The 25153-nt window shown below is 71.4% G+C and carries 25 protein-coding genes; 14 read left to right on the forward strand and 11 right to left on the reverse strand.

Annotation, left to right across the window (positions count from 1 at the left end; all coding sequences use genetic code 11):
- The first annotated feature begins 41 nt into the window (after positions 1-41).
- The 3 genes from AB0I91_RS38505 to AB0I91_RS38515 are packed head-to-tail and all read left to right on the forward strand — an operon-like array spanning position 42 to position 3126.
- The gene (locus AB0I91_RS38505) at positions 42-1181 is read left to right on the forward strand and encodes a Gfo/Idh/MocA family protein (protein WP_498776866.1); all 1140 of its coding nucleotides are present in this window, start codon (positions 42-44) and stop codon (positions 1179-1181) included.
- Complete coding sequence (locus tag AB0I91_RS38510; RefSeq protein WP_499612116.1) at positions 1178-2296, forward strand: dihydrodipicolinate synthase family protein; 1119 nt, start codon at positions 1178-1180, stop codon at positions 2294-2296. Before AB0I91_RS38505 ends, AB0I91_RS38510 begins: the two co-directional genes overlap by 4 nt.
- Positions 2293-3126 (forward strand): sugar phosphate isomerase/epimerase family protein, encoded by an 834-nt coding sequence (locus AB0I91_RS38515; RefSeq protein ID WP_498776870.1) that lies wholly within the window; start codon positions 2293-2295, stop codon positions 3124-3126. Before AB0I91_RS38510 ends, AB0I91_RS38515 begins: the two co-directional genes overlap by 4 nt.
- Here AB0I91_RS38515 and AB0I91_RS38520 read toward each other — a convergent pair.
- Complete coding sequence (locus AB0I91_RS38520) at positions 3123-4445, reverse strand: Dyp-type peroxidase (RefSeq protein WP_499612120.1); 1323 nt, start codon at positions 4443-4445, stop codon at positions 3123-3125. The genes AB0I91_RS38515 and AB0I91_RS38520 overlap by 4 nt on opposite strands.
- Before the next feature lie 124 nt (positions 4446-4569).
- On the opposite strand from AB0I91_RS38520, the gene AB0I91_RS38525 reads away from it, so the two are divergent.
- Positions 4570-5409: a PP2C family protein-serine/threonine phosphatase gene (locus AB0I91_RS38525; protein WP_499612121.1), complete on the forward strand. Its 840-nt coding sequence runs from the start codon at positions 4570-4572 to the stop codon at positions 5407-5409.
- Positions 5410-5444: 35 nt separating this feature from the next.
- Here the strand turns inward: AB0I91_RS38525 and AB0I91_RS38530 are convergent, their stop codons facing one another.
- Positions 5445-5711, reverse strand: a complete 267-nt coding sequence (locus tag AB0I91_RS38530; RefSeq protein ID WP_498776876.1) for a hypothetical protein — start codon at positions 5709-5711, stop codon at positions 5445-5447.
- Positions 5712-5879: 168 nt separating this feature from the next.
- Here AB0I91_RS38530 and AB0I91_RS38535 point away from each other — a divergent pair, with 168 nt between their 5' ends.
- Together AB0I91_RS38535 and AB0I91_RS38540 are read left to right on the forward strand one after the other, a co-directional pair.
- A complete protein-coding gene (locus AB0I91_RS38535) occupies positions 5880-6755 on the forward strand; it encodes a helix-turn-helix domain-containing protein (RefSeq protein WP_499612123.1) in 876 nt (291 codons plus the stop codon).
- Positions 6752-6940 carry a DUF397 domain-containing protein gene (locus tag AB0I91_RS38540; RefSeq protein WP_499641267.1) on the forward strand — a complete coding sequence of 63 codons (189 nt, stop codon included), beginning with the start codon at positions 6752-6754 and terminating at the stop codon, positions 6938-6940. Before AB0I91_RS38535 ends, AB0I91_RS38540 begins: the two co-directional genes overlap by 4 nt.
- Before the next feature lie 99 nt (positions 6941-7039).
- Here the strand turns inward: AB0I91_RS38540 and AB0I91_RS38545 are convergent, their stop codons facing one another.
- From AB0I91_RS38545 to AB0I91_RS38555, 3 genes are all read right to left on the reverse strand, one after another.
- Entirely contained in the window at positions 7040-8005 is a 966-nt protein-coding gene (locus AB0I91_RS38545) for a hypothetical protein (protein WP_499641269.1), read from the reverse strand.
- Positions 8006-8105: 100 nt separating this feature from the next.
- The gene (locus AB0I91_RS38550; protein ID WP_498776883.1) at positions 8106-8624 is read right to left on the reverse strand and encodes a hypothetical protein; all 519 of its coding nucleotides are present in this window, start codon (positions 8622-8624) and stop codon (positions 8106-8108) included.
- A gap of 62 nt (positions 8625-8686) precedes the next feature.
- Positions 8687-9727, reverse strand: coding sequence for a serine hydrolase (locus tag AB0I91_RS38555; RefSeq protein ID WP_499641271.1), 1041 nt, complete (start codon positions 9725-9727; stop codon positions 8687-8689).
- A 99-nt stretch (positions 9728-9826) separates the two neighbouring features.
- Here AB0I91_RS38555 and AB0I91_RS38560 point away from each other — a divergent pair, with 99 nt between their 5' ends.
- Positions 9827-10534, forward strand: coding sequence for an SDR family oxidoreductase (locus AB0I91_RS38560; protein WP_498776887.1), 708 nt, complete (start codon positions 9827-9829; stop codon positions 10532-10534).
- Here the strand turns inward: AB0I91_RS38560 and AB0I91_RS38565 are convergent.
- Positions 10488-11444: a helix-turn-helix transcriptional regulator gene (locus AB0I91_RS38565; RefSeq protein ID WP_498776889.1), complete on the reverse strand. Its 957-nt coding sequence runs from the start codon at positions 11442-11444 to the stop codon at positions 10488-10490. The two genes, AB0I91_RS38560 and AB0I91_RS38565, sit on opposite strands and share 47 nt — an antisense overlap.
- A gap of 42 nt (positions 11445-11486) precedes the next feature.
- Between AB0I91_RS38565 and AB0I91_RS38570 the strand changes: the two genes are divergently transcribed.
- The gene (locus tag AB0I91_RS38570) at positions 11487-12131 is read left to right on the forward strand and encodes an alpha/beta fold hydrolase (RefSeq protein ID WP_499641273.1); all 645 of its coding nucleotides are present in this window, start codon (positions 11487-11489) and stop codon (positions 12129-12131) included.
- Positions 12132-12164: 33 nt separating this feature from the next.
- Complete coding sequence (locus AB0I91_RS38575) at positions 12165-12896, forward strand: maleylpyruvate isomerase family mycothiol-dependent enzyme (RefSeq protein ID WP_498776894.1); 732 nt, start codon at positions 12165-12167, stop codon at positions 12894-12896.
- 96 nt (positions 12897-12992) lie between these two features.
- On the opposite strand, the gene AB0I91_RS38580 is transcribed toward AB0I91_RS38575, so the two are convergent.
- Positions 12993-15818, reverse strand: coding sequence for a glycoside hydrolase family 9 protein (locus tag AB0I91_RS38580; protein ID WP_498776896.1), 2826 nt, complete (start codon positions 15816-15818; stop codon positions 12993-12995).
- Between the two features lie 300 nt (positions 15819-16118).
- Here AB0I91_RS38580 and AB0I91_RS38585 point away from each other — a divergent pair, with 300 nt between their 5' ends.
- Complete coding sequence (locus tag AB0I91_RS38585) at positions 16119-16985, forward strand: LLM class flavin-dependent oxidoreductase (protein WP_499612138.1); 867 nt, start codon at positions 16119-16121, stop codon at positions 16983-16985.
- Positions 16985-17881, forward strand: a complete 897-nt coding sequence (locus AB0I91_RS38590; RefSeq protein WP_498776900.1) for an alpha/beta fold hydrolase — start codon at positions 16985-16987, stop codon at positions 17879-17881. The genes AB0I91_RS38585 and AB0I91_RS38590 overlap by 1 nt, the downstream gene beginning before the upstream one ends.
- A gap of 7 nt (positions 17882-17888) precedes the next feature.
- On the opposite strand, the gene AB0I91_RS38595 is transcribed toward AB0I91_RS38590, so the two are convergent.
- Positions 17889-18398 (reverse strand): carboxymuconolactone decarboxylase family protein, encoded by a 510-nt coding sequence (locus AB0I91_RS38595; RefSeq protein WP_498776902.1) that lies wholly within the window; start codon positions 18396-18398, stop codon positions 17889-17891.
- 458 nt (positions 18399-18856) lie between these two features.
- On the opposite strand from AB0I91_RS38595, the gene AB0I91_RS38600 reads away from it, so the two are divergent.
- A complete protein-coding gene (locus AB0I91_RS38600) occupies positions 18857-19924 on the forward strand; it encodes a glycoside hydrolase family 19 protein (RefSeq protein WP_498776904.1) in 1068 nt (355 codons plus the stop codon).
- 38 nt (positions 19925-19962) lie between these two features.
- Here AB0I91_RS38600 and AB0I91_RS38605 read toward each other — a convergent pair whose 3' ends face one another.
- Positions 19963-20793 (reverse strand): alpha/beta fold hydrolase, encoded by an 831-nt coding sequence (locus AB0I91_RS38605; RefSeq protein ID WP_499641275.1) that lies wholly within the window; start codon positions 20791-20793, stop codon positions 19963-19965.
- A gap of 11 nt (positions 20794-20804) precedes the next feature.
- On the reverse strand, positions 20805-21821 hold the full coding sequence (locus AB0I91_RS38610; RefSeq protein ID WP_498776908.1) for a C40 family peptidase: 1017 nt from the start codon (positions 21819-21821) through the stop codon (positions 20805-20807).
- A gap of 193 nt (positions 21822-22014) precedes the next feature.
- On the opposite strand from AB0I91_RS38610, the gene AB0I91_RS38615 reads away from it, so the two are divergent.
- A complete protein-coding gene (locus AB0I91_RS38615) occupies positions 22015-22755 on the forward strand; it encodes a lytic polysaccharide monooxygenase (protein ID WP_498776910.1) in 741 nt (246 codons plus the stop codon).
- Between the two features lie 87 nt (positions 22756-22842).
- Entirely contained in the window at positions 22843-23409 is a 567-nt protein-coding gene (locus AB0I91_RS38620) for a DUF305 domain-containing protein (protein ID WP_499641277.1), read from the forward strand.
- Between the two features lie 72 nt (positions 23410-23481).
- On the opposite strand, the gene AB0I91_RS38625 is transcribed toward AB0I91_RS38620, so the two are convergent.
- Positions 23482-25014: an NF041680 family putative transposase gene (locus AB0I91_RS38625; protein WP_499641279.1), complete on the reverse strand. Its 1533-nt coding sequence runs from the start codon at positions 25012-25014 to the stop codon at positions 23482-23484.
- Positions 25015-25153 lie beyond the last annotated feature (139 nt).

The raw sequence follows: 25153 nt of genomic DNA on the forward strand, positions 1-25153 counted from the left end.
TGTTGGAAAGCGCTTTCCACGAACTTGAGCGGGGTGTACGCATGGCGGTGCGCACGATCGGCGTCGCGTTGAACGGGGTCACGGGGCGGATGGGGTACCGGCAGCACCTCGTCCGGTCGATCCTGGCCCTCCGCGAGCGCGGCGGGATCCGGGTCGGTGACGACGTGCTGGTCCCCGAGCCGCTGCTGGTCGGCCGCAACTCCGCGAAGCTGAAGGAGATCGCCGAGCGGCACGACCTCCCGCGCTGGACCACCGACCTCGACGCGGCGCTCGGCGACCCGGACGTGTCGGTCTACTTCGAGGGCCAGGTCACGTCCGCGCACGCCGCCTCGCTCACCGCGGCGATCGACGCGGGCAAGCACGTCTACAGCGAGAAGCCGGTCGCGGCCACGCCCGAGGAGGTGCTGGAGCTGGCCCGGCACGCCGACGCGGCGGGCGTGAAGCACGGCGTGGTGGCCGACAAGCTCTACCTGCCCGGCATCCGCAAGCTCAAGCGCCTGCTGGACGGCGGCTTCTTCGGCCGCGTGCTGTCCGTGCGCGGCGAGTTCGGCTACTGGGTGTTCGAGGGCGACTGGCAGGCGGCGCAGCGGCCGTCGTGGAACTACCGCGCCGAGGACGGCGGCGGGATCGTGGTGGACATGTTCTGCCACTGGAGCTACCTGCTGGAAGGGCTGCTCGGCCCGGTGGAGGCGGTGACCGCGCGGGCCGTCACGCACGTGCCGACGAGGTGGGACGAGAACGGCGCGCCGTACGCGGCGACGGCCGACGACGCGGCGTACGCGATCTTCGAGATGACCGGCGGCGTGGTGGCGCAGGTGAACTCGTCCTGGGCGACCCGGGTCAACCGCGACGAGCTGGTCGAGTTCCAAGTGGACGGCACGCACGGCAGCGCGGTGGCCGGGCTGCGCAACTGCAAGGTGCAGTCGCGGGAGATCACGCCCAAGCCGGTGTGGGACCCGGACGTGCCCTCGTCGATCGACTTCCGGTCGCTGTGGCAGGAGGTCCCGGACAACGAGGTGTTCGACAACGGGTTCATGGTGCAGTGGGGCGAGTTCCTCAGGCACGTCGCCGTCGACGCGCCGTTCGCGCACGACTTCCACTCCGGGGTGCGCACGGTGCGGCTGGCCGCGCTGGGCCTGGAGTCCTCCCGCACCGGCCGCCGGATCGAGGTGCCGGCATGACCTCCGTGCGGCTGCCCGGCCGGGACGGCGCGTTCCGCGAGCACGAGCTGTCCCCGCCGAGGGCCTGGGACACCGGCGCGTTCACCTCGCGGGTGGCGTTCGCGGCGGCGCACGTGGTCGCGGACCCGTTCGGCGGCAACGGCCCCGGCGCGCCCGCCGTGCTGGACTGGGACGCCACCCTGGCCTACCGCGTGCGGTTGTGGGAGCACGGTTTCGGCGTCGCCGAGGCCATGGACACCGCGCAACGCGGCATGGGCCTGGACTGGGACACGGCGCTGGAGCTGATCCGGCGCAGCGCCTCGATCGCCTCCGGGAGGCTGGCGGCAGGCGTGGGCACCGACCACGACACCGCGGACCCGTTGACGGCGTACCGGGAGCAGTTGGCGGCCGTCGTCGAGGCGGGCGCGCAGCCGATCCTGATGTGCAGCCGCAAGCTGGCGGCGCAGGCGCGCGGGCCCGAGGACTACCAGAAGGTCTACGGCGCGCTGCTGGAGGAGGTCGACCAGCCGGTGGTCCTGCACTGGCTCGGCACGGCGTTCGACCCGGCGCTGGAGGGCTACTGGGGCTCGTCGGACGTGCCGACGGCGACCGGGCACTTCCTGGACCTGATCAAGGCCTACCCGGACAAGGTCGACGGCGTGAAGGTGTCGCTGCTGGACGCCTCGCACGAGGTCGGGTTGCGGCGGGCGCTGCCGGCCGGCGTGCGCTGCTACACCGGCGACGACTTCCACTACCCGGAGCTGATCGCGGGCGACGGGCACGGGCACAGCGACGCGCTGCTGGGGATCTTCGACGCCATCGCGCCGGCCGCGTCCACCGCGTTGCGGGCGTTGGACGCCGGTGACCGCGCCCGGTACGACGAGGTGCTGGAGCCGACGGTCGCGCTGTCGCGGCACGTCTTCGGCGCGCCGACGTACTACTACAAGACCGGTGTGGTGTTCCTGGCCTGGCTCGGCGGGTTCCAGGACGCGTTCGGCATGGTCGGCGGCCTCCAGTCGGCCCGGGACGTGGTGCACCTCGGCGAGGCGTTGCGGCTGGCGGACCTCGCCGGCCTGCTGCCCGACCCGGACCTCGCCGCCCGGCGGTGGGGACGACTCCTGGACGTGCTGACGTGAGGCTCTCGTTGAACCAGGCCACGGTGAAGCGGGCGTCCGTGCCCGAGGTGGTCGACCTGTGCGTGCGCCACGGGATCGGCGCGGTCGGGCTGTGGCGCGACCCGGTGGCCGAGCACGGGCTGGAGCGGACGGCCGCGCTGGTCGCGTCGGCGGGGCTGGAGGTCTCGTCGCTGTGCCGCGGCGGGTTCTTCACCGGGTTCGACCAGCGGCTGGACGACAACCGGCGGGCGATCGACGAGACCGCCGCGCTGGGCGCGGGGTGCCTGGTGCTGGTGCCCGGCGGCGTGCCGGACCGCGACCTCGTCGCGGCACGGGGGCGCGTCGCGTCGGCGCTGGAAGTGCTGGCGCCGTACGCGGAGGCGGCCGGTGTCCGGTTGGCGGTGGAGCCGATGCACCCGGTGTTCTGCGCCGACCGCGGCGTCGTGTCGACGTTGGGCCAGGCGCTGGAGCTGGCCGCGCCCTACCCCGCGTCGGTGGTCGGCGTCGTCGTGGACGCCCTGCACGTGTGGTGGGACCCGGCGTTGGCGGCCGACGTGCGGCGGGCCGGCCCGCGCATCCACTCCTACCAGGTGTGCGACTGGGTGACGCCGCTGCCTGCCGACGTGCTGCTGGGCCGCGGCCTGCCCGGTGACGGGCACATCGACCTGGTCGGGCTGACCTCGCTCGTCGCCGGGACCGGCTACGACGGGTTCGTCGAGGTCGAGGTGTTCAACGAGGAGGTGTGGGCGCGGCCGTTCGACTCGGTCGCGGCGGACCTCGTGCGGCGGCACGCGACGGGGTGGGAGCCGGTCGTGGACGGCGGCCACGACCGACTGCCCGTCACCCCTTAACGGGGCAGCTCGCGACCCGCGGCGAGCAGTCTGAGGGTGCTGACCGACGGCGTCAGCGCGTACAGGGCCCCGGTGGTCCGCACGAAGTCGCCGCCGATCACGGCGTCGACCCCGGTGGGCGCGCCGCGCTCGCCCGGCGCGAAGTCCGGGTTGCGCGCCCACGTCCGCTGGATGTACTCGAACTGCTCCGCCAACGACGTGCAGTGGGCCACGAACACCAGGCCGCGCTCGCCGTCGTCGGCCGCACCGGGTTCGGCGGGGCCGGTGCCGAACGGGATGCCCCGGCGCAGGATCCGGTGCTCCCGGGGCGTGCGGTGCGTGAACGACCTCGGGTTCGTCTTGCGGATGTGGGCCGGGCACGGCGTCGCCGTGCCCGCCGGGTCGTCGGAGTAGTCGAAGTCGTTGTGGCCCAGGCTGGTGGCGAGCGGGCGGCCGTCCGGGTGCCTGCCGATCAGCTCCGGTCCCCGGCCGTGCCGCTCGACGGCGTCCTGCCAGCCGGCCACGTCCTGGGTGAGGCGGCGGACCACCTGGATCGAGCCGTCGGTCAGCCAGGCGGCGGCGTGCGGTCGGGCCGACTCGGCCGGGTGTCCGAAGACGAACTCGCCCGCGTCCACCAGGAGCGTTCCCGGCCGGCCGGCGCGGTGACCCGGCCGTTCGGGGTCCTCGTGGTGGAAGCCGCGCACGCCGGGCTGCGAGATGCCGTGCCGGTAACCGAAGTGCTCGCGCCCGCGCCGGTCACCGGGGAGCGTGGCGGCGCGCTGCTCGTGGACCGTCACGACGCCGAGCAGGGTGTCGAGCACGTCCAGGTTGCGCTCGGTCTCCGCCAGGCGGTCCGGGTCGTCGGACGCGACCGTGACCACGGCGTGGACCCGCTGGTCCGCGCGGCCGAACAGCCAGTGGTCCGGGGCCGAGTCGCCGGTGTCGCCGTTGGCCCGCGCCGCTTGTTCGGCGGTGTGCGGGAAGTGCTCCCGCAGGTCTTCCCGCGTCGCGTCGGGGTTGATGCTCAGCTCGACCAGGCCCTCGGGCGTGAGCGACACCGTCGCCCAGGTGGCGGTCAGCCCTTCGGGGTCGCCGCCGAACATCGTGCGGCCGAGGGAGAAGACCTCGTTGAAGGCCTCCACGTCGGCGGTGGCGCTGACGTGCCCGAGCATGGCGGCGAGCCACGTGCGCCCGAGCCGGTCGTCGGTGAAGCGGACGAACCGGAACAACTGGTGGTCTTTGTTGAACGCGGCCAGGACGTTGCCCTGGATGTCGCGGGACCGGCGCAATGGCGGACGCACCTCCCGCCGTCGTGCGTGCCGGTGCAGCAGGTCGGTCATCGTTCACCCCCTGCCGTACAGGAGCGTCACGGTGCGCGCTGGATACGTCGCGCTGAGTTGGAATCCCCCGACCGTGTAGCGCGTCTACCCCCACAGGTGACGACGACTGCGCGAAGATCCGACCATGACCGACCCGGCCGACCTCGGCGCGCACGTCCAACCGGGAGTGGCGACCTCCCAGGGCCCGAACCGCCCGCTCAACGCCGACGCCCACGCCCTGCACCGGCACCGCGGCACGTTCGCGGCGGCGGTGGTGGACGGGACGGGCTCGACACCGGAGGTCGCCCACTTCGCCCGCGTCGCCGCCTCCGTCGCCGCCCGCGTCGCCGCCCGGGAGACCCCGGTGCTCGGCATCGTCACGGCCGCGATCCCTTATGCCGAGGGGGATGACGACGACAGCGCCGAGCCCAACGGGGCGATCGTCGTGGCCTCGGTGCGAGCGGGCGGGTACTGGCGCGTCGCCTACGCCGGCGACAGCTCCGCCTACGGCCTCAAGGACGACGGCACCCTGCGCCGCTTCACGACCCCGCACACCCTCGGCGAGGAGATGCGGCAACAAGGCGTCCCCGAGGCCGAAGCCGCCGCCCACGACCACAAGCTGCGCCACAACCTGGGTCGCGTCCCGATCTACGGCGTCGAGGGCTTCGAGGCGGTGGCCCGGCTGCTGGTCCTCGCCTCCGACGGCCTCAAGCTGCCCCTCGACGAGTTCCGGGACCTGCTCCTCGAGCACGGCGACGACCCGCAGCGGTGCGCCGAGGAGCTGGTCGCCGCGACCCGCGCGCGCGGCAGCCGTGACGACGTCACGGTCCTGGTCATCCCCCACCCCGACCGCCCTGCGACCACCCGTGTCACCGACGAGAGGAACGACCATGGCGAACGCCGAGCAGAAGAACCCCCAGGACCCGCCGCCGGACGAGAGCCCGACGCAGGAGTTCCCGAAGGTGCCGTCGAAGTAGTCGCCTGACGGAGCCGGGTGGCGCGGCCGCGCCACCCGGCCCCCTAGCCGAGCCACACCAGGTGGGCGCGCCGGGTGCCCGCCGACCGCGAGCTGATCTCGAACAGGACGCGCGCGTTCTCCGCGCTCCGGGAGCTGAGGCGGAAGCCGCCTTCCACCGCGCTGACCTCGGCCCGGTCCTCGAAGGCGACGCCGTAGCCCGCCACCCGGACGCTCTCCCGCTCGCCGTGCTCCTCCACGATGGCGAACAGCCTCGGCGCTTCCTCCTGTGCCACTTCGTGCACCAGCGCGGTGAATTCCTGCTCGGTCATGGTGCTCCTCTCGCCCCACCGGTCCAGGCGGTGGTGGTTACGCTGCGTCGTCGATACCGTGACTGCCCGCAAGGCTGCCGACCTCCGGCGTGGAACGCAAAAAACGCAAAGAGGTGCCTTGCATTCGCCGTGCAGCACTCGTGCAGCATCGAGGGAGGACCGGACGTCGTGGCCGCGAAGAAGAGCACGCCGACCATCAGGTTGCGCCGGTTGGCCGGACAGCTCAGACGACTTCGCGAGAGCACCGGCCTGCGCCGGGAGGACGTGGAAGACCGGACCGGGCTCCACTCCACCACCCTCTACCGCATCGAGACGGCCCGGTCCCGCCCCCAGTACCGGACCTTCGACATGCTGCTCAAGCTGTACGGAGTGCCGACGGACGAACAGATCCGGCTGAAGGCGCTCTACAAGCAGTCGGCCGGTGAGGGGTGGATCCAGCCCTGGCACGAAAGCCTGCGTGAGGAGTACACGACCTACATCAGCTTCGAGCGTGAGGCTCACGGCATCCGCCACTACTCGGCGATGTTCGTCCCCGGCTTGCTTCAGACCGAGGACTACACCCGTGCGGTGGTTCGCGGAATCTCCTACTCGGCATCCCCGGACAAAGTCGAGGACCGGGTGCGCACCCGGATGGAACGACAGGCGGTCCTGACGCAGGAGCGGCCGATCAAGCTCTGGGCGATCATCGACGAGGCCGCGCTGCATCACGAGGTCGGAGGCCGGGACGTCATGCTGGCCCAGCTCGACCGCTTGGGAGAAGCGGCCACAGCTCCGAACACGACGATCCAGGTCGTGCCGTTCAGCGCGGGCGCTCACCTCGGGATGCCGGGTCAGTTCCTCATCCTGGACTTCGATGATCCACTGGACACCGACTTGGTCTACATCGACAGCCAGGCAGGTGAGATATTTTTGGAGTCTGACACCGACATCGAGCGCTTTCGGGACAGCTTCGAACACCTGGTCGCGGTGGCCATGAGCCCTGAGGACTCGGTCGGGCTGATCGCTGAGATCGCCGACTGTCAGGGACGGAGGAGGTACGGGTGACTTTGGCCTGGCGCAAGAGCAGCTACAGCGGGGAAGGCGAATCCTGCGTCGAAGTGGCACTCGTGGGTAAGGGAGTCGCCACGCGGGACTCCAAGAACCCCTCCGGCCCGACGTTGTCCTTCTCGGCGGGGGAGTGGCGGAAGTTCCTCGCCGGACTTGAGGACGGCCGGTTCGAAGGCTCCTGACGGGCATGAGGAGCCTCGCTCACGCGTCTGCAAGGACGAGGCTTTCTCGACGGGAACCCATGGGAATCGGACAGATGCGGTCGAGTGCGGGTGCGGCGGTCACTTACGCAAGATCTGCAGCAAGCTTGGTTCGTCGCCCTCCACCATGATCAGCGCGTCGAAGTTGCCGGACACGATGTGCTTCGTCGCACCGCTGTACTGGGCTTCGTAGCTGACCTCGGAGGCGTAGCTGCCGGTCACGTGGATCAGCCCGCTTGACTTGTCAAACGTGATGCTCACGTTGAGTATAGGATCGCCGGTGAAGGTCCACGAAACCTGTTCCCGTTTGGCGAGGTTGGGTGCTTGTGGGCACTTGAGAGGCAGCGGAATACTGGTTGCTTCTTCGCACTCCCGGAACATCGCTCGCATCAGCGGGCGCAGTTCGTCGAGGGATACGCCGGTAACGCGTTTCTGGATCTTGGCATCGGACAGCGCTGCGATGTTGCCGATCGGTCCGACGCTGGGCCTGTCATCGTGCCAATCGACCCGTGTCTGGTATCCGAAAACATACGTGCTCAACTTCTCGCCCCAGTAATCCTGGTACACCACGGACATCACCACGTTGCCGCGGACGTTGAAGTGGTCGTCCCGCCAGGCTGCCTGGTACCCGTCGGCAGGGTCACCGTGCAGCGTCCACGAGACGACCTGGTTCCCCACAGCCGTTGAGCTGCCTACCTGAGGGCAGTTGAGCGGCGTGAGCACCACAGCCTTCGCGCAGTTTCGGAGCGCCTCCCGCACGGCGGTCGCGACGTGGTCGTTCGTGGCGGCAGAGGGTCTGGCGCCGCTGTCCTCCGTGAAGTCTTCGTCCGGGTCGGAGAAGCAGGAGAACAGGATCATGAGCAGAACGACCGCCGCGATCGCGCCGCCCACCGCACGTCCCGGCTTGGCCGCTGCACCGGACGGGGCCGGAGCCGGTGGCGGGGCCTCCGGGAAGCCGATGTTGATCGTCGGCTGGAACAGGTTGCCGGTGTTGGCGGTTGAGCCGTTGCCGGACGCGGTGGCCGAGCCGGTATCCCCGGCATCCATGCCAGAAGATGGTGTCATCCGTGCCAGTACTCCTCGTCGCCGCGCAGCTCAGCCGTACCAAGACGCGGCCTCCTGCGGGTCTCCCGCTGTGCGTTCTCGATCAGTCCAGTTGGATACCGGTGTTGGCGTTCCCTCCACCGGTTGCCTTGGCGTTGCCTGTATTGCGCACCTGCATCGAACCGACTCCCCGAGCCTTCCCCCGAATACCAGTGTTGGCGTCAGCGCCTTCCTCGGCCGTGGCGTCACCGGTGTGTGAAACGACCACTGATCGTCCTGAGTTTGTGCCGCGCAAAGCTGCCCAGACCGCGACACCGACCGCTGCGACTGCTCCTAGGGCCGATGCCACGGCGGCGATCTTGTTCGCGTCGGCCCACTCTGCCACGGCGAACCAAACGCCCAGACCGGCCACTGCGATGAAGGTGGTGATCAGTACTGCTCGCCCAACAGTCATGGTAAGAGCATCGCCCATATGAGTGCTGTCGTCACACATGGTGCCGTGGACCACGGCCGGCTGTTCACCCCAACAGCGCATCTTCGACCAGTTGGCGCTGCGTGCCTGTGACGGAAGGGTGTTGAGGCTGCTCCACTTGGCCGGCGCGAGTGGAGGGATGGCGTTCATACGACAGCAAAGAGCCCGACCCGCCTGAAAGCGAGCCGGGCTCCGTCCCTGCAGGGGTGTGATCAGCCGCCGTTGCCCGGGCGGTACTGCTGGGCGCGGTAGGTGCGCGGGGTGTTCGCGGTGATGCGGAGGACCGAGTCGTACAGCGTGCGGCCCAGGGCGGCGCGTGCGCGCAGGGCCGGGTGGGTGGTGCTGTAGTTGTCGGCGTTGGCCGCCTGGTCACCGGCGAACTGGCCGGACGCGAACAGCGCGTAGGTGATGATCGGCTTGCCCGCCGCGTCGAACACGATGCCGGCCTCGTTGCGGCCGTCGTTGAACCAACCGGCCTTGGTCGCCACGTTCAACCGCTCCGCCGACGACAGGTTGAGCCGGATCCCGTCCGTGAACGACGTCAGCGACCGCAGCACCTTCAGCAGGTGCTCGGTGGACGCCGCCGACAGCAGCTGACCCGCGGCCAGCTTCTGGAGCAGCGTGAACGTCTCCCGGGGCGTGGTGGTGCCCAGGAAGAACCGGTTCGGGTTCGCCACCGGCACGACCTGCGTGTGCACGAAACCCTTGGAGCGCAGGATCTCGTTCAGCTCCAACGCGGGCACGACCAGGCCGCACAGCCGCACCGCCGTGTTGTCCGAGACCGTCAGCAACGCCGCCAGCGCGTGCCCGACCGTCACCGAGCTCGGGTAGGCCCCGTCGAGCCCGAAGATCCCGTCGGTGTCCTGGATGACGATCGCCTGCGTGACGTCGACCCGCTGGTCCAGCGTGATCAGGCCGCGGTCGACCTTGTCCAGCACGGCCACCGCGACCGCGATCTTGTTCACGCTGTACGCCTCGACCACCCGGTCGGCCTCGACCTCGACGGCGGGCTTCACCGTGCCGTCCGGGTCGGCCACGCCGATGTAGGACGACCACGTGCCACGCGCGCGCGAGACCAGCGCGGAGTACTTCCACGCGATCTTGCGGCGTGCCTGGTCAGCCGTGGTCGGGATCAACGCGTCCCACTCCGCCTCGGTCGTCTGCGCCTGCGCCGCACCGGCGGTCGTGCCGAGCACGGCGCCGGCCGCCGCGACCGAGCCCAGCCCGAGCGCGAACCTGCGGTTGATGTTCATGTGCCCCCAATCAGTGGATACGCCCCTTGAGACGCCCCAACTGGCCCAAATGTTGCTCCGAACCGGTGAACCCGATCTAACCAGCGGTAATCTGCGGCCATGGCGCAAGGGGTGTTCGTGGTGACCGGGGCCAGTCGGGGCATCGGCGCGGCGACCGCCCGCCTGGCCGCCGAAGCGGGGTACCGGCTGGTCCTCACGGCCCGGGACGCGTCCCGGCTGGCCGAGCTCGCGGCCCGGATCGGCGGGTCCGACCGGGTGTGGGTGGCCTCGTGCGACGTGCGGGTGTACGACGAGGTCGCGGCGCTGATGGGCCGGGTCGAGGAGGAGTGGGGGAGCGTCGACGTCGTGTTCGCCAACGCGGGCGCGAGCGTGACGACCTCGTTCACCTCGACCGACGGCGCGCCGCCCGCCGAGTGGAGCGACATGGTGCTGACCAACGTGTGCGGCCCCGCGTTCACCGCGCGGGCGGCGATGCCCGCGTTGATGCGCCACGCCGGCCACCTGGTGCTCACCGGGTCGGCGGCCGGTCGCGGCGTGCGGCCGGGGAACCTCTACTCGGCCACCAAGTGGGCGGTGACGGGGCTGGCGCAGGCGATCCGCGCCGAGTGCGTCGGCACGGGCGTCCGCGTCACGCTCGTGCAGCCCGGCCTGACCGACACCGGCGGCATCCCGCCGTCGCGCGCCGCCGACCCGAAGCTCGCGCCGGAGGACGTGGCCCGCGCCGTGCTGTACGCGGTGGGCCAACCTCCGTCGGTGGACGTCAACGAGATCCTGGTGCGCCCGGTCGGCCAGGACGCCTACCGGTGAGCCCGGACCCGGCCGCGCGCAACGCGGCCAGCACCTCGGGCGTCGCGTCGAGCGCGTAGTCCGCGCCGAGCAGCAGCAGGTCCGCGGCCACGTGCTCGATCTCGTCGGCGCCCAACCGCACCCGGCACGTCCGGTCGTCGATCGGCTCGACCCGGCCCGGCAGCGCCACCACCAGCCGTGACCGCACGACGTCCGCCGGCGCGTCGACCACCGCCGTGCACGTGTACCGGTACGGCGCGGCGGTCAGCGAGCGCGCCACGTACGTGGCCGGGTCCTCGGGCGGCTCACGCGGCGTGAAGCGGCGGCCGGTGGCCCGCGGCGCGCCCATCCGGTCCACCCGGAACGTCCGCCAGTCCTCCCGCGCCGGGTCGTAGGCCAGCAGGTACCAGCGCCGGTAGGCGGTCACCAGGCTGCGCGGCTCCACCCGCCGCTCCTGCCCGCGGTGCGTGAACGCGACCACCTCGTGGTCCCGGCACGCCGTCGCCAGCACGCCCAGCGCCGCCGGGTCGGACACCGGGCCGGCCACCGCCATGACCGCGATGGCGTCCCGCACCGCCGCGATCCGCTGCCGCAGCCTGGACGGCAGCACCTGCTCCAGCTTCGCCAACGCCCTGGTCGACGACTCCTCGATGCCCTGCACGCCCGCCGCCGTGCGCAGGCCGACGGCCACCGCCACCGCCTCGTCGTCGTCCAGCAGCAACGGCGGCAGGTTGCGGCCCGACGCGAGCCGGTAGCCGCCGGCGGCGCCGGTCGTGCCGTCGACCGGGTAGCCCAGCTCGCGCAGCCGCTCGACGTCGCGGCGCACGGTCCGGTCCGTGACGCCGAGCCGCTCGGCCAGCTCCGACCCCGTCCAGTCACGCCTGCCCTGCATCAGGGACAGCAGGCGCAGCATCCTCCCCGGCATCGTCATCACGGACACCCTATGTCCTAAAGGGCTCCTAGCGTGGTGGCCATGACGACTTACGTGCTCATCCCCGGCGCCTGCCACGGCGGGTGGTACTACGACCCGATCTCCGAACGGCTGCGGGCCGAGGGCCACCAGGTGCACGCGGTCACGTTGAGCACCGGTCGGGTCAACCTGGACGACCACGTGGCCGAGGTGCTGGACCTGGTCGAGCGGCACGACCTGCGTGACGTCGTGCTCGTCGGGCACAGCTACGGCGGCATGGTGACCACCACCGTCGCCGACCGCGTGCCCGACCGGATCGCGACCCTGGTGTACGTGGACGCGTTCGTGCCGCGTGACGGCGAGTCCGCGTACGACATCGTGCACGGGGACTGGCGCAAGTGGTACGTCGAGGGCGCGGCGGGGGACGGGTTCTCCATGGCGCCGCTGCCGATCTTCGACGAGCGCGCCACGGCGCACCCGCTGGCCACCCTGCTGCAACGGGCGTCGATCACCGGCGCCGTCGACCGGGTGACCGACCGCCGGTACCTGTTCATGGCCGACTTCCCGGACAGCCCGCTGGCCACCACGTACGAACGGTTGCGCGACGACCCGGGCTGGCACGTCGAGGCGTGGCCCGCCGGGCACAACGTGCTGCGCGACGCGCCGGAGCGGTTCCTGGAGGCGCTGAAGTCCGCAAGAAAGCAATAACAGTGTGATCCATAGACGCTCTAGCGTGGACGGATGAAGGTCCACGACATGCTCGTTGAAGAGCGGCGTCGGATGGCGGACCTCCTCGACGGGCTGGACGCGGGCCAACTGGCCACGCCCAGCCTCTCGGCGGGGTGGACCGTGCACGACATCGGCGCCCACCTGATCACGTACCTGAAGTTCGGCCAGCTCAAGCTGTACTGGGGCATCGTCTCCATGGCGGCCGACTTCGACCGGCTCAACCGGGAGCTCACCGCCAAGGCGGCCCGGATGCCCACCTCGGAGATCACCGCGCGGCTGCGCCGGTGGTCGACGTCGAAGACGACCATCCCGCGGTCGGGCTACGACCCCGTGCTGGCCGACATCCTGCTGCACGACTACGACGTCCGCCTGCCGCTGGGCATCGAGCGCGACATGCCGGAGGACCGGCTGTGGGTGGCGTTCCAGCACCTGGCGGCCAAGCCGTCGCCGGGGTACGCGATGGGCTCCCGGCTGGCGGGCCTGCGGCTGGAGGCCGTGGACACCGGCTGGGCGTCCGGCAGCGGTGCGGTGGTGCGCGGGGACGCCGAGTCGCTGGTGCTGGCGATGAGCGGCCGCGCGGTGGGGCTCGACGCGCTGGAGGGCGACGGCGTGCCGCTGCTGCGGGAACGCGTCGCCGCGCCGCCGCCGCGCGGACCGCTGGAGCGGCTGAAGACCGTGCTCAACGTCGTGGTCGACCCGCCGCCCGCGGACCGCCGTTCCCGCGACGCCGTCGGCGGTTCCTGACACCCAGGGAAAAGCGAACCGGTGGCGGGGTCCGTGGGGACCCCGCCACCGGTCATGCGGTCGGTCCGTGGTGCCGGACCGCCCGTTCTGGTCGGATCACCCCACGGTGCAGGGGTTACCGTTCACGCGGAAGTCGGTCGGCGGGGTCGTCGTGCCCGACCCCGAGGAGTTGAAGCCGACGTTGACCGAACCGCCGACCGGCACGTTGGCGTTCCACCCGACGTTCGTCGCGGACGCCGCCTGACCCGACTGGGCCCACGTGGCCGACCAGCCCTGCGTGATCTTCTGGTTGCCCGGCATGGTGAACTCCAGCTTCCACGACGTCCACGCCGACGGGCTGGTGTTCGTCACGGTGATGTTCACCGACATGCCCGTGGACCAGGTCGAGGCGCGCCAGACCACCTTGCAGTAGTTGGCCGACACGTCCGGCTTGGTCCGCACGCTCACCTGCGGCGACATGCCCGAGCGCAGGTTCGCGCCGTTCTTCGCGATGACGGCGAACTGGTAGGCCGTGTCCGGCCGCAGGCCCGTCAGCGTCGCCGTCGGCGAGGTGACCGTGGCGACGACGCGCAGCGCGTCACCCTCGACGGAGATGACGTCGTACTCCTTGACGCCGCTCTCCGGGTCGGTGGACGCCGTCCACGTCAGCTTCGTGCCCGTCGTGGTGGTGTCGGAGGCCACCGGGGTGCCCGGGGTCGACGGCGCGGTGGTGTCGACCGGCGGGGCGGTCGTGACCTTCTCCGCGGCCCAGCTGGCGATCCACGCGAACGCGGAGTTCCAGTTGACCGTGACCTCGTTCACCGAGTACGCCTCGATGTGGTCCACGAAGCACTTCTGCGCCTTGCAGCCCGTGAGCAGGCGCGCCGCGATCGGGTCCTGCAACGCGCTGTTCGGACCACCCGAGAGCGCGCCGGGCGGCGCGGTCGGCAGGGTCGGCTCCAGCTGGTTCGCCCAGTGCCGGTGGTGCACGTTCTTCACCGGCTGCTCGCCGTAGCCCGAGACGTACGAGTACGACATCGGGTTGCGGCCCAGCAGGTAGTTCAGGCCCTGGAACACGCCCGCGCGGTACTTGGCCGCGCCGGTGAAGTCGTGCGCCAGCGCGAGCACCGAGATGTTGTTCGCGACGAGGCCGTTGGAACCCCAGTCGTAGCCCTCGGTCGGGCGGTACGGCGCGGGGTAGCCCTGGGTCGACATCTGCGACAGGTGGGCGTCCGCGACCGTGGTGAACGCCGACTTGATCGCGGTGATGTCCGAGGCGGGCAGGCCGTTGGGCACGAGCGCCAGCGTGATGTCGCCCAGCGGGCCGGTGGAGCCCCAGTCGAAGCCGCGCGCCGTCAGGCTCTTGCCCTTGAAGTGCGTCGACGACGTGAGGTCGCTGCGGTAGGAGGACTCACCGGTGGTGGTGAACATCTCCGCCGCGGCCCAGTAGAACTCGTCGGTCAGCGTGGCGTCGCTGTAGGAGCCGCCGCCGGTGCCGTCGTTCGGGTCGGCGATCTTGTTCGGGTTCGCCTTCGCCGCCGCGTACGCCTTGGTGGCCGCCGCGAGCGCCTTCGCCGAGAACGCCGGGTCGATCGTCTTCCAGATGCGGGCCGCCTGCGCCGCCACCGCGGCCGTGTTCAGCGTCGCCGCCGTGCTGGTCGCGGAGAGGCGACGGGCCTGCGGGTCCTGGTGGGGGAGCAGCGGCAGGCCGGTCCAGTTCTGGTCGTGGATCTTGTGGTGCACCATGCCGTCGGGCGCCTGCATCTTCAGCAGGAACTCGACCTCCCAGCGCGCCTCGTCCAGGATGTCCGGCACCCCGTTGGCCTTCTCCGGGATGTTCAGCTTGCCGTCGCCGAGCGCGGCCGCGTCGCCGATCAGCTTCGCGCGCTCGTAGGTGTTGAGCACCTGCCACGCGGAGATGCCGCCGTTGACGACGTACTTGCCGTGGTCGCCCGCGTCGTACCAGCCGCCGCGCACGTCGAGCGTGTAGCCGCAGGTGATGGTCGCGAGGCAGGGGACGTTGTCGTCACCCTGGTTCGGCGCGACGTTGAGGTGGCCGGCGGGGCGCGCGTACTGCTCGCCCACGTACTGCGCCTCGATCGGGATGCCGCTGCGGTTGTGGTAGAAGTACGCCAGCGCGTCGTACCGCAGCTTCTTGATCTCGTCCGTCGCGATGTCGAACGGGAAGCTGGTCTCGGTGCCGACGGTCAGCGTGTAGCCGGTGCCCGCCGTGTCGAACGACGAGAAGTCGATCAGGTGCGTGGAGTCGCCGGACTCGGCGTCCAGGCCCTTCGGCGTCGTCTGGCCCGAGGCCACCGTCGTGCCCGCGGAGTTCTTCAACGCCCACGGCTGCGCGGTGGTCGCGTCCGAGGTCAGGGTCGCGTGCTTGGGCAGGCCCGGCACGTAGGCGACCTGGTTGACGTTGATCTTCTTCGCCGGGTTGGCCGGGTCGCCGCCCGGCGGCTTCACGCCGCCGATGAGGGAGACGTTGTCCACGCAGACCGTCGTGTCGGCCGCCACGGCGCCCAGGTGGAACGTCACCTGGCCATTGCCAGCGTCGGGGAAGTCCAGCGTGGAGGTGAACGTGAAGGTGAAGCGCTGCTTCGTGGTGGTCAGCGCGATGTCCTGCTTCGCGATCGTCCGGTAGGGGCTCACGCCCTCACCGGCCGCCGCAGCCGCCGGCCGGGCGACCGAGGCGTAGGCGTCGAAGGACATCGTGTAGGACTGGCCCGCCTCGAACGGAACGCCGTTCTGGCCGATCAGCGAGTCCCACGGGTTGACCGTGCCGCCGGTGACCGTGGCGCACAGCTCGCCGTTCGTGACGCGGTTCGACACGCCCGCGCTGGCCCACCACGGGTCGGCCGAGCCGCTGCTGAACGTGCCGTTGACCAGCCGTTCGTAGTCCGCCGCGTAGGCCGTTCCGGACGCTAGCGCGCCGCTCACCGCCACTAGTGCGAGGGCCGCGGTGGCCTGGCGGCGCCACCGGGGAGAAGGAAGCGATCTCATGGACTTGGGTCTCCTCCGTCTGCTCTGACGGTTGACGACGCTTCTGGGAGCGCTCCCTGGGAGCGCTCCCAGGGACTCTAGAGTGACTCGGCTTACATTCACAACCCTCGATTTGACCTCTAGTTAGCTGGAGGTCACACAGTGTGAGCGCCAACTTCGGTCGCTTTTCGGGGATGAGGTGCGCGTAATGCGTTCGACGGGGTTCGACGGGATGAGCGCTGCCGTCGTGGTGGCACGATGACGCACGTCGGGATCACGTTGCCGGGCTTCGGGACCGACGCGGTGGAGCACGCGCAGCACGCCGAGGGGCTGGGGCTGGAGTCGGTGTGGCACGGCGACCACCTGATCCCGGTGAACCCGTTCCTGGACTCGACGTTGGTGCTCGCGACGGTCGCCGCCACCACCAATCGGATCAAGCTGGGGTTCGGCGTGATGGTCCTGCCGCTTCGGCCGGTCGCCTGGGCGGCCAAGCAGGTCGCCACCCTGCAGCACCTGTCCGGGGAACGGGTGCTGCTCGGCGTCGGCACCGGCGGCGACGCGCACGGCGAGGCGGCGTGGCGCGCGGTCGACGTGCCGTTCGCGGAACGCGGCCGGCGGGCGGACGCGGCGCTGGCCGTGCTGCCGGGCCTGGTGCGGGGCGAGGCGGCGTCGGTGCACGGCGCGGACGTCGTGCTGTCGCCGGGCGCGGCGATGCCGCCGGTGCTCGTCGGCGGTGGCGGCACCGCCGCGCTGCGGCGGGCGGCGCGGTTCGGCGACCACTGGTACCCGGCGTTCGTGCCGTTCCGCGTGGTGTCGTCGGGCACGGCGCGGTTGCGGGAGCTGGCCGGGGAGCACGGGCGGCCGGTGTGCGGGGTGACGGTCGGGGTGAGCGTGGCGCTGGGCGACGTGCCCGCGTCCGTGGTGGAGCACCGGATCCGGTCGATGACCGACTACGGGCTGACCGAGGGGCAGGCGCGGGAGGTGCTCGTGACCGGGTCGGTCGAACGGGCCCGCGACCACTTCGGGCGGCTGGCGGAGGCGGGCGCGGACCGGGTGGTCGCGATGCCGTTCACCGAAGACCGGTTCCGGCAGGCCGAGCTCGTCGCACGGGCTACGGTGGCGTGATGACCGAGAGGATCTTGCGGGCCAACGGCGTCGACCTGTGCGTGGAGACCTTCGGCGCGCCGGCGGACCCGGCGGTGCTGCTCATCGCCGGCGCGACGGGGTCGATGCTGTCGTGGGCCGACGGGTTCTGCGCGCGGCTGGCGGACGGCGGGCGCTACGTCATCCGGTACGACCACCGCGACACCGGTCGGTCGCTGACCTACCCGCCGGGCGAGCCGGGCTACGGGTTCGCGGACCTGGCGGCGGACGCGGTCGGCGTGCTGGACGCCCTGGCGGTGGCGCGGGCGAACGTCGTCGGCATCTCGATGGGCGGTGGGCTCGCGCAGCTCCTCGCGCTCGACTTCGCCGACCGGGTGGCGTCGCTGACGCTGATCGCCACCAGCCCGGCGGGCCCGAACGCGCCGGGCCTGCCGCCCATGTCGCCCGCGTTGCAGGCGCACTTCGCCGCCGGCGCCCCACCCGCGCCCGAGTGGACCGACCGCGCCGCCGTGGTCGAGCACCTGGCGACGGCGGACCGGCCCTACGCCGGACCGCGTCCGGTGGACCTGGACGCGGCACGCGCGACGGCGGGGCGCGTGTTCGACCGGGCGCGGGACATCGCGTCGAGCGCCAACCACTTCCAGGCCGGCGGCGGTGAGTCGTGGCGCGCCCGGTTGGGCACGATCTCGGCGCCGACGCTGGTGGTGCACGGCGACGTGGACCCGCTGACCCCGCCGGGGCACGGCGAGGCGATGGCGCGGGAGGTGCCCGGCGCGCGGTTGCTGCTGCTGGAGGACTGCGGCCACGAGTTGCCGCCGGGTGTCTGGGACGTGGTCGTGCCGGCGATCGTGGAGCACACCGACCTGGCCGGGCCGTCACCCGAGGAGGTGGCGGCGCGGAGCCTGCGGCTCGGCTGACTCCCGCTCAGCCGCGGTCGATGATCGCGGCGTAGCCGTGGGGCACGATGCGCTCGGCCATCTGCCGGTACGCCTCCGGGTCGTCGGGCGCCCACGTGGCCAGCCCGTCGACGTAGCGGTTGGCCGCGCAGAACATCGCGGCGATCAGCACGGTGTCGTGCACCTCGATGTCCGTGGCGCCCTGCTCCTTCGCCTTGGCGATCAACTCGGCCGTCACCGCGCGCCCGCTCTCGGTCACCGCCGTCGCGATGTCCAGCAACGCCAGCATCTTCGGCGTGTGCTCGTAGTCCTCGGGCAGTTGGGCGGCGGCGAAGGCGCCGTGGGAACCCGCGCAGAACTTGCACTTGTTCAACTCGGAGACGTGCGCGGCGATCAGCTCGCGCTCGCCGCGGGACAGGTCGCTCGGGCCGCGCAGCATCACCTCGGTGAGCTCGGTGAGCGGTCGGCCCGTCTCGGGGCGGTAGTTCATCAGCCCGGCCATCCCGGGCAGGTCGTTGTGCAGCTCGATGTGCGGCATGTGATCAGTGTTCCGAGCGCTGGGCACCCTGGTCGAGCGGCGATCGGGCGAAAACAAAACACAGTTATGTTACGTGTTCGCCCGACTCGCCGCCCCGGTTCACCTGAACGGGCGGTGCGTGCCGCGTCCGAGTGCGTGTCAGGCGCAGGCGTCGCGGTCGACCTGGTAGGCCGGGGCGTTCCGCTCGGCGCGCACCGGCGTGGTGGAGATCGCTGGGGCGACACGGTGTGGGCCGGGTCGCAAGCGGAGTGCTCGACCGAGCCCTGTCCTTTGTGGATGAACGGGATAGGCGTGACCCGCTGCCCGGGCGGTGGTGCCGCCGTTCGTGTGAGCGCTCCCACGACGCGGGGCAAGAATGTGCGAGTAGTTCGCGTTCACCCTTGACTGGTGTAGACCATTTCCGGTTGAGTGGCCCCCATCACACGTCCGAGGGCGCTCGAACGGAAAAGAGTGATCTTGTGTCGAGATTCCGCGTAGTGGCGGCGATCGCCGCTTTCGTGGTCGGGGCGGCGCTGACCGTCGTGGTGGCCAACACCGCCGCCGCGGCCGCCTGTGCGTCCGCTTGGACCCCGTCGGCCGTCTACACCGGCGGCATGACGGCGTCGCACGCCGGGCACAACTGGCAGGCCAAGTGGTGGACCCAGAACGAGACCCCGGGCTCGGCCGCGGTCTGGGCCGACCAGGGCGCCTGCGGCGGTGGCACGACGCCGCCGCCCGCCTGCGACTACCCGGCGTGGGTGCAGGGCCAGTGGTACACCGCCGGCAGCATCGTGCGCTACACCGACGGCAAGTACTACATCGCCGAGCACGACAACCCGGGCTACGACCCGGTCATCAGCACCTGGTACTGGAACCCCCACAACTGCGGCTCGACCCCGACCACCACGACCACCACGCCCGCGCCGGGCGGCTTCGTGGTGAGCGAGGCGCAGTTCCGGCAGATGTTCCCGAACCGGAACCCCTTCTACACCTACGCCGGGCTCACGGCCGCGCTCGGCGCGTACCCCGGTTTCGCCAAGACCGGCTCGGACACGGTCCGCAAGCAGGAGGCGGCGGCGTTCCTGGCCAACGCCAACCACGAGACCGGCGGGCTGGTGCACATCGTCGAGCAGAACCAGGCGAACTACCCGCACTACTGCGACGCGGGCCAGCCCTACGGCTGCCCGGCCGGCCAGGCGGCCTACTACGGCCGCGGTCCCATCCAGCTCAGCTGGAACTTCAACTACAAGGCGGCGGGCGACGCGCTCGGCCTGCCGCTGCTGACCAACCCGTGGCTGGTGCAGAACGACGCCTCGGTGGCCTGGAAGACCGCCCTCTGGTACTGGAACACGCAGTCCGGTCCGGGCACGATGACCCCGCACAACGCGATGGTCAACGGCTACGGCTTCGGCGAGACGATCCGCAGCATCAACGGGTCGCTGGAGTGCGGCGGGCGCAACCCGGCGCAGGTCCAGAGCCGGGTCGACGCCTACCAGCGGTTCGTCGGCATCCTCGGCGTGCCCGCGGGCGCCAACCTGTACTGCTGAGGTGGTGACGGGGGTCGCGCGGCGGCCCCCGTCCCGCATCACCGGTCCAGGTGCGCGAGCACGGCCCACCCGAACGACCCCGGCGACTCGACCCACGGCAGGTGGCCCGCGCCGGGCAGCACGACCCGCGCCACGTCCGGCAGCGCGGCGGCCAGCGAGTCCACCGCCCACCGGGGCCGCACGTCCGCCGCGCCGTCCACGATCAGCGTCGGCACAGGCAGGTCGCGGCAGCGGGCGATCATCTCCTCCTCGTCCCGCTCGCGGGATTCCGCGTTCAACGCGGCGTTGGCCTCCTCGTTCACGCCGAACCACGGCGTGGCCAACTCCTCGGCCCGCTGCCGCGCCGTGGCCGGGTCGGCGAAGTCCGCCGTCCACCGGCGGACCGCCGCGTCACGCCCGACCTGGCCCGGGACGTCCGGCCCGAGCCGTTCGGCGAGGTTGCGCCGGTACTCCTCGCGCCACCGCCGGCCCAACCCGGTGCCGGAGACGTAGACCAGCGACGAGACCCGGTCGGGGTGGGCCAGCGCGTAGTGCAGCGCCACGTCCGCGCCCCAGGAGTGGCCGAGCAGGGCCATCTTCGACAGTCCGAAGTGGACTCGGACGGCGTCGAGGTCGGCGAGCGTCCGGGCTGTCGAGTACGGCCCCTCGCGCTCGGACCGGCCACCGCCGCGCTGGTCCCAGCGGATCACCCGCACCCGGTCGGCCAGCAGGGCGGCGAGCCCGTCGAGCACGTCCCACAGCCCGGGGCCGCCGTGGCACAGCACGAGCGGCTCGCCTCGCCCCCAGTCGCCTCGCCCCGAGTCGGCACGCCCCGAGTCGACAGCCCACAACACGCGGCCGTCGTCCGCGATGACCTTGTGCTCCTCCATGCAGCCCAGTGTCAGCCAACCAGGCGTCGGATCACACTGATCGGACCAATTGAGTCGATGTCGGCGATCTTCACCGGCACGCCCTCGGTCGACGCGTGCACCGCGCGCACGCCGTCCACGGCCATCGCCACGTGCGACTGACCGGCGTAGTAGATGATCAGGTCACCCGCCCGGACCTGCGCCCTCGTCACCGCCCTGCCCGCCGTGGCCTGCACGTAGGTGGTGCGCCCGATCGTCACGCCCGCCTCGCGGTAGGCGGCCTGCGTGAGGCTGGAGCAGTCCCACGCGTCGGGTCCGTTGGCGCCGAACACGTACCGCTCGCCGCGCTGGGCGAGGGCGAAGTCCAGCGCCACGCCGGCGGCTCCCGGCGGGACGGCGACGTCCGAGGTGTCGCCGGGAGCCGCGAGCACCGCCTTGTCGGCCGCGCTGAGCGACCGGTACTGCGCCCGCGCGTCCGCGACCTGCCGGTCCACCGCCGTCTTGCGGCCCGCGAGGTCGGCGACCAGTCGTTCCGCCTCGCCGGCCGCGGTGGCCGCGCGTCGCTGCGCGTCCTGCGCGCCGGCCGTGGCCCGTTCGGCGTCGTCGACGGCGGCCGACAGCCGGCCCAGCGCCTCCTCGTTGTCCGCGGCGAGCACGCCGAGCGCGCTCATCCGGTTCAGGAAGTCCTGCTGCGAGTCGCTGATCAGCAGCGCGGACAGCCCGGTGAACCGCGCGCCCTCGAACGACGCCTCGGTGAGCAGGTCGACCTGCCCGCGCACGGCCTCCTGGTCGGCTCTCGCCCGGTCGCCGAGCCGCGTGGAGTCGGCGAGGTCGGCGTTGGCGCGGTCCAGTTCGCCCTGCTTGGCCTTGAGGTCGTCCTGGGCCTTCAGGTGCTCCTCGTGCAGCCGTTCGGCCTCGCGCGACAGCTCCTCGTACGTCGCCAGCGCGTCCGACGCGTTCGGCTGCGCGAGGGCGGGCGCCGGCACGGTCAGCGCCGCGACGACGGCCGCGGCCAACGCGGTGGCGCGCCTACCCGGATGTGCGTTCACAGTCAGGGCTACGGGTGGCTGGACCAGTCGGTTCAGATCCTTGACCCGGATGACGTTCACGATTATGGTCTAGACCACATCGCGGGGTGTGACGCACCGTTCCCGGTTCGTCACCGTCGCGTGTTCCGGCCGCCGCGGAAATGGACCCTGCCTTGGAGACCCCCTCCGGGTCTCCTCCGAAGGAGCTGGACACATGAGCCTGAAACGCAAGCTCGCGGTGGCACTGGCCGCCGTGGGCATCACCCCGTTCTTCGTCGTGATGTCGGCGGGAACGGCGAGCGCGCACGGCTACATCTCGTCGCCGCCCAGCAGGCAAGCGATGTGCGCGCAGGGCCGGATCTCCAACTGCGGCCCCATCGTCTACGAACCGCAGAGCGTGGAAGGTCCGAAGGGCCAGCGCAACTGCCACGCCGGGTTGAGCCAGTTCGCCCAGCTCAACGACGACAGCCGGCCCTGGCCCACCACCCAGGTGGGCAACAGCGTGACGTTCAACTGGACGCTCACCGCCCGGCACGCCACCAGCACGTGGGAGTACTACGTCGGCGGCACCCGGATCGCCGAGTTCAACGACGGCGGCAGGCAGCCCGCGGCCACCGTGACGCACAACGTGAGCCTCGGCGGTCGCACCGGCCGGATCAAGCTGCTGGCCATCTGGAACATCGCCGACACGCCCATGGCGTTCTACTCGTGCGTCGACCTCCAGGTCGGCTCCGGTGGCGGCACGCCGACCACCACGACCACGCCGACCACGACCACGCGGCCGACGACGACCACGACGCAACCCCCCGCGGGCGGCACGTGGGCGGCCAACACCGCCTACTCGGTCGGTTCGCAGGTGACGTACGGCGGGGTGGGCTACCGCTGCATCCAGGCCCACACGTCCCTCGTGGGCTGGGAGCCGCCGAACACCGCGTCCCTGTGGCAGCGGCTCTGAACCCCTGACGCGGAGCCGATGTGACCGCAGCCCGTCCGCGCCGACCCTGTGACGGCGCGGGCGGGCCGTCCGGCGAAGGAGACGACCTTGCGACGCCTCGCAGCCCTGGTGGCCGGTGTGCTCGTGCTGGCCGGTTGCGGCTCCACCCCCGCGGCGGCCCCGGCCCCCGCTCCGACCGTGGTGGAGAGCAACGAGTTCAACGAGACCGACGTGATGTTCCTGCAGATGTCCGTGCCGCACCACAAGGCCGGGCTGGAGATCGTGCGGCTGGCCGAGGACGGCCCCGTGCGCGCGGAGGTGAAGACCCTGGCCGCGGCCATCGAGGTCACCCAGCTGTCCGAAGTGGACTCGATGACCCAGTGGCTGGCGGACTGGAAGCAGCCCGAGACGGCGGGCCAGGACCCGCAGCTGCACGCCGGGCACGGCGGTGACCACTCGACCAGCCCGGAGGCCATCGCCGAAGTGGCCGCGACCGGTTCCGCCGACTTCGAGAAGGCGTTCCTGAACCTGCTCATCGGCCACCAGCACAACGCGGTGGCGATGGCGAAGCTGGAGAAGGAGGGCGGCGTCAACCCGCAGGCGAAGGAGCTGGCGGAGCGGATCTTCCACTCCCGCACCGCGCAGATCGCGCAGATGCTCGGCTACCTCGGCTAGGGCCGTGACCGGCGCCCTTCGCCGCGGCGGACCGTCCGACGGAGGCCGCCGGTCGCGGCTCTAGCTTGAGTTTTAACCTGTTCGGCGTGGTCGTGGAGTGGTCGACTTCGTCTTCCTGCGCTGCTTCGGTTTCTGGCCGTTCGTGCTGGTGAGGGTGTGGACGTCGTGTCGTGGTGCTGGTGTGGCGTTGGGCACTCCGGCCGGGCGTCCGGGACCCGGTCGGGAGGGTTTCGGGACACGTGCCGGGCAGGCGATGCGTGGGCGTAGGTGCCGAAACCCTCGTCGGAGGCGGGCCGGGGACAACCGTTCGGGTGGAAGGGTTCTTTCCCAGGGACGCCGTAGGTCGACGGCCGACCGGCGGGCCAGGCGGAGTTGGGTGTAGGCGGCCAGCAGCAGCCAGGTCCACCGGTCGGCCTGTTCGGGCGAGCGGAGTTTCGGGGTGGTCCAGCCCAGGGTCTGTTTGAGCATGCGGAAGGTGTGCTCGATGTCGAACCGGCGCAGGAACGCCTGCCAGGCCAGGTCCACCGCCGCCGGGTCGGGACCGGTGCGGGAGTGCCACAGCCACACCGGTTTCGGAACCGCTCCCGATGGCAGGCGGTGGACCTGCAGGCGGATCACGGTGCCTTCCAGGATCGGCAGCTTCCCGGCGTGGGCGGCCCAGGCGACGCGGTGGGTCAGTCTCGGGTGCAGGCGATCCCACGCCCGTGCGTGGGCCGGGCCGTAGAGGCGGGTCTCGGTGCGGGTCTCGACATCCGGATCGCCCCAGGTGTCCGGGTCGCCGAAGGCGAACTCGCCGCCGTGGCGGCGCGGCCGGCCCATGGTGCCGGGCGGGTGCGGCGGCGCGGGTCGGCGCAGGACCCGGTCCGAGCGCATCCGCGCCACCACGGTCACCGGCAGGTCGGCCAGCACGTGGGCCAGACGCGGCCCGTCGTAGCCGGCGTCCGCAACCAGCATGATGTCGGGATCGCCGGGCCGCCAGTGCCCCGCGACGATCAGCCGGTCCACCACGCCACGGACCTGGGCGGCGGTCACGGTCGCGGCGTCGTCGCCGGGTGCGAGCCGCACCGCGTCCAACGGCGCGGTCCAGGAACCACGACCGGTCTCCAACGCCACGACCACCGAGTAGGGCCAACCGGGCACCATCATGTGCTGGTCCTTGCCACGCCCGTAGGTGTGGCACAGGATCCGCTGCCTGCCGGTGTGTGCCTCCGGGCGCAGCCAACCGGTGACGTCCACCGCCAACACCACCCGGCCGTCCGCCGCCCGCGGGATCGACACCGCGCTCAACGCGGTCCGCAACCGCGCGACGTCGATCCCGCCGCGCGCCAGTGCGGCATAGCCGCTGCCATGCCCGCGCCGATGCTCGCCCACCAGCGACAACTCCGCGATCGACCGCACCGGCCCATCGGCGCACAACACCGCGTCACCCAGCTCGAACAACGCATCCGCCCGCCGGGTCAGGCACTGGTAGAACTCCCGCCGGAACCCGGACAACTCCCCGTCGACACGCCCGTCACCGGCGTAAGGCACACTGATCACCGCAGCCCTCTGGTCGATCTTCCAACTGTCGCAAGAAGGAATGATCAACCAGAGGGCCGCACCCATGATCAACAGGGGTAGGCCGCCACCACCCGAAGGTTGAAACTCAAGCTAGCGCCTGTTTCACAAGTCTCGTTCGATGAGAGTCGCGCCTGAGGTGGTTCCCGGCGGTGCGGCCGAATGGGCCGCATACCGCTGTTGTATG

The sequence above is a fragment of the Actinosynnema sp. NPDC049800 genome, assembly GCF_040656635.1.
Taxonomy (GTDB): Bacteria; Actinomycetota; Actinomycetes; order Mycobacteriales; family Pseudonocardiaceae; genus Actinosynnema.

What these genes read in the sequence shown, in the direction of transcription:
- AB0I91_RS38625 (WP_499641279.1), bottom strand. Translation starts at nt 25,014, where the DNA reads ATGGGTGCGGCCCTCTGGTTGATCATTCCTTCTTGCGACAGTTGGAAG.
- AB0I91_RS38590 (WP_498776900.1), top strand. Translation starts at nt 16,985, where the DNA reads ATGACCGAGAGGATCTTGCGGGCCAACGGCGTCGACCTGTGCGTGGAG.
- AB0I91_RS38545 (WP_499641269.1), bottom strand. Translation starts at nt 8,005, where the DNA reads ATGGATGCCGGGGATACCGGCTCGGCCACCGCGTCCGGCAACGGCTCA.
- AB0I91_RS38520 (WP_499612120.1), bottom strand. Translation starts at nt 4,445, where the DNA reads ATGACCGACCTGCTGCACCGGCACGCACGACGGCGGGAGGTGCGTCCG.
- AB0I91_RS38585 (WP_499612138.1), top strand. Translation starts at nt 16,119, where the DNA reads ATGACGCACGTCGGGATCACGTTGCCGGGCTTCGGGACCGACGCGGTG.
- AB0I91_RS38565 (WP_498776889.1), bottom strand. Translation starts at nt 11,444, where the DNA reads ATGACGATGCCGGGGAGGATGCTGCGCCTGCTGTCCCTGATGCAGGGC.
- AB0I91_RS38510 (WP_499612116.1), top strand. Translation starts at nt 1,178, where the DNA reads ATGACCTCCGTGCGGCTGCCCGGCCGGGACGGCGCGTTCCGCGAGCAC.
- AB0I91_RS38550 (WP_498776883.1), bottom strand. Translation starts at nt 8,624, where the DNA reads ATGAACGCCATCCCTCCACTCGCGCCGGCCAAGTGGAGCAGCCTCAAC.
- AB0I91_RS38615 (WP_498776910.1), top strand. Translation starts at nt 22,015, where the DNA reads ATGAGCCTGAAACGCAAGCTCGCGGTGGCACTGGCCGCCGTGGGCATC.
- AB0I91_RS38530 (WP_498776876.1), bottom strand. Translation starts at nt 5,711, where the DNA reads ATGACCGAGCAGGAATTCACCGCGCTGGTGCACGAAGTGGCACAGGAG.
- AB0I91_RS38555 (WP_499641271.1), bottom strand. Translation starts at nt 9,727, where the DNA reads ATGAACATCAACCGCAGGTTCGCGCTCGGGCTGGGCTCGGTCGCGGCG.
- AB0I91_RS38525 (WP_499612121.1), top strand. Translation starts at nt 4,570, where the DNA reads ATGACCGACCCGGCCGACCTCGGCGCGCACGTCCAACCGGGAGTGGCG.
- AB0I91_RS38595 (WP_498776902.1), bottom strand. Translation starts at nt 18,398, where the DNA reads ATGCCGCACATCGAGCTGCACAACGACCTGCCCGGGATGGCCGGGCTG.
- AB0I91_RS38560 (WP_498776887.1), top strand. Translation starts at nt 9,827, where the DNA reads ATGGCGCAAGGGGTGTTCGTGGTGACCGGGGCCAGTCGGGGCATCGGC.
- AB0I91_RS38570 (WP_499641273.1), top strand. Translation starts at nt 11,487, where the DNA reads ATGACGACTTACGTGCTCATCCCCGGCGCCTGCCACGGCGGGTGGTAC.
- AB0I91_RS38605 (WP_499641275.1), bottom strand. Translation starts at nt 20,793, where the DNA reads ATGGAGGAGCACAAGGTCATCGCGGACGACGGCCGCGTGTTGTGGGCT.
- AB0I91_RS38505 (WP_498776866.1), top strand. Translation starts at nt 42, where the DNA reads ATGGCGGTGCGCACGATCGGCGTCGCGTTGAACGGGGTCACGGGGCGG.
- AB0I91_RS38575 (WP_498776894.1), top strand. Translation starts at nt 12,165, where the DNA reads ATGAAGGTCCACGACATGCTCGTTGAAGAGCGGCGTCGGATGGCGGAC.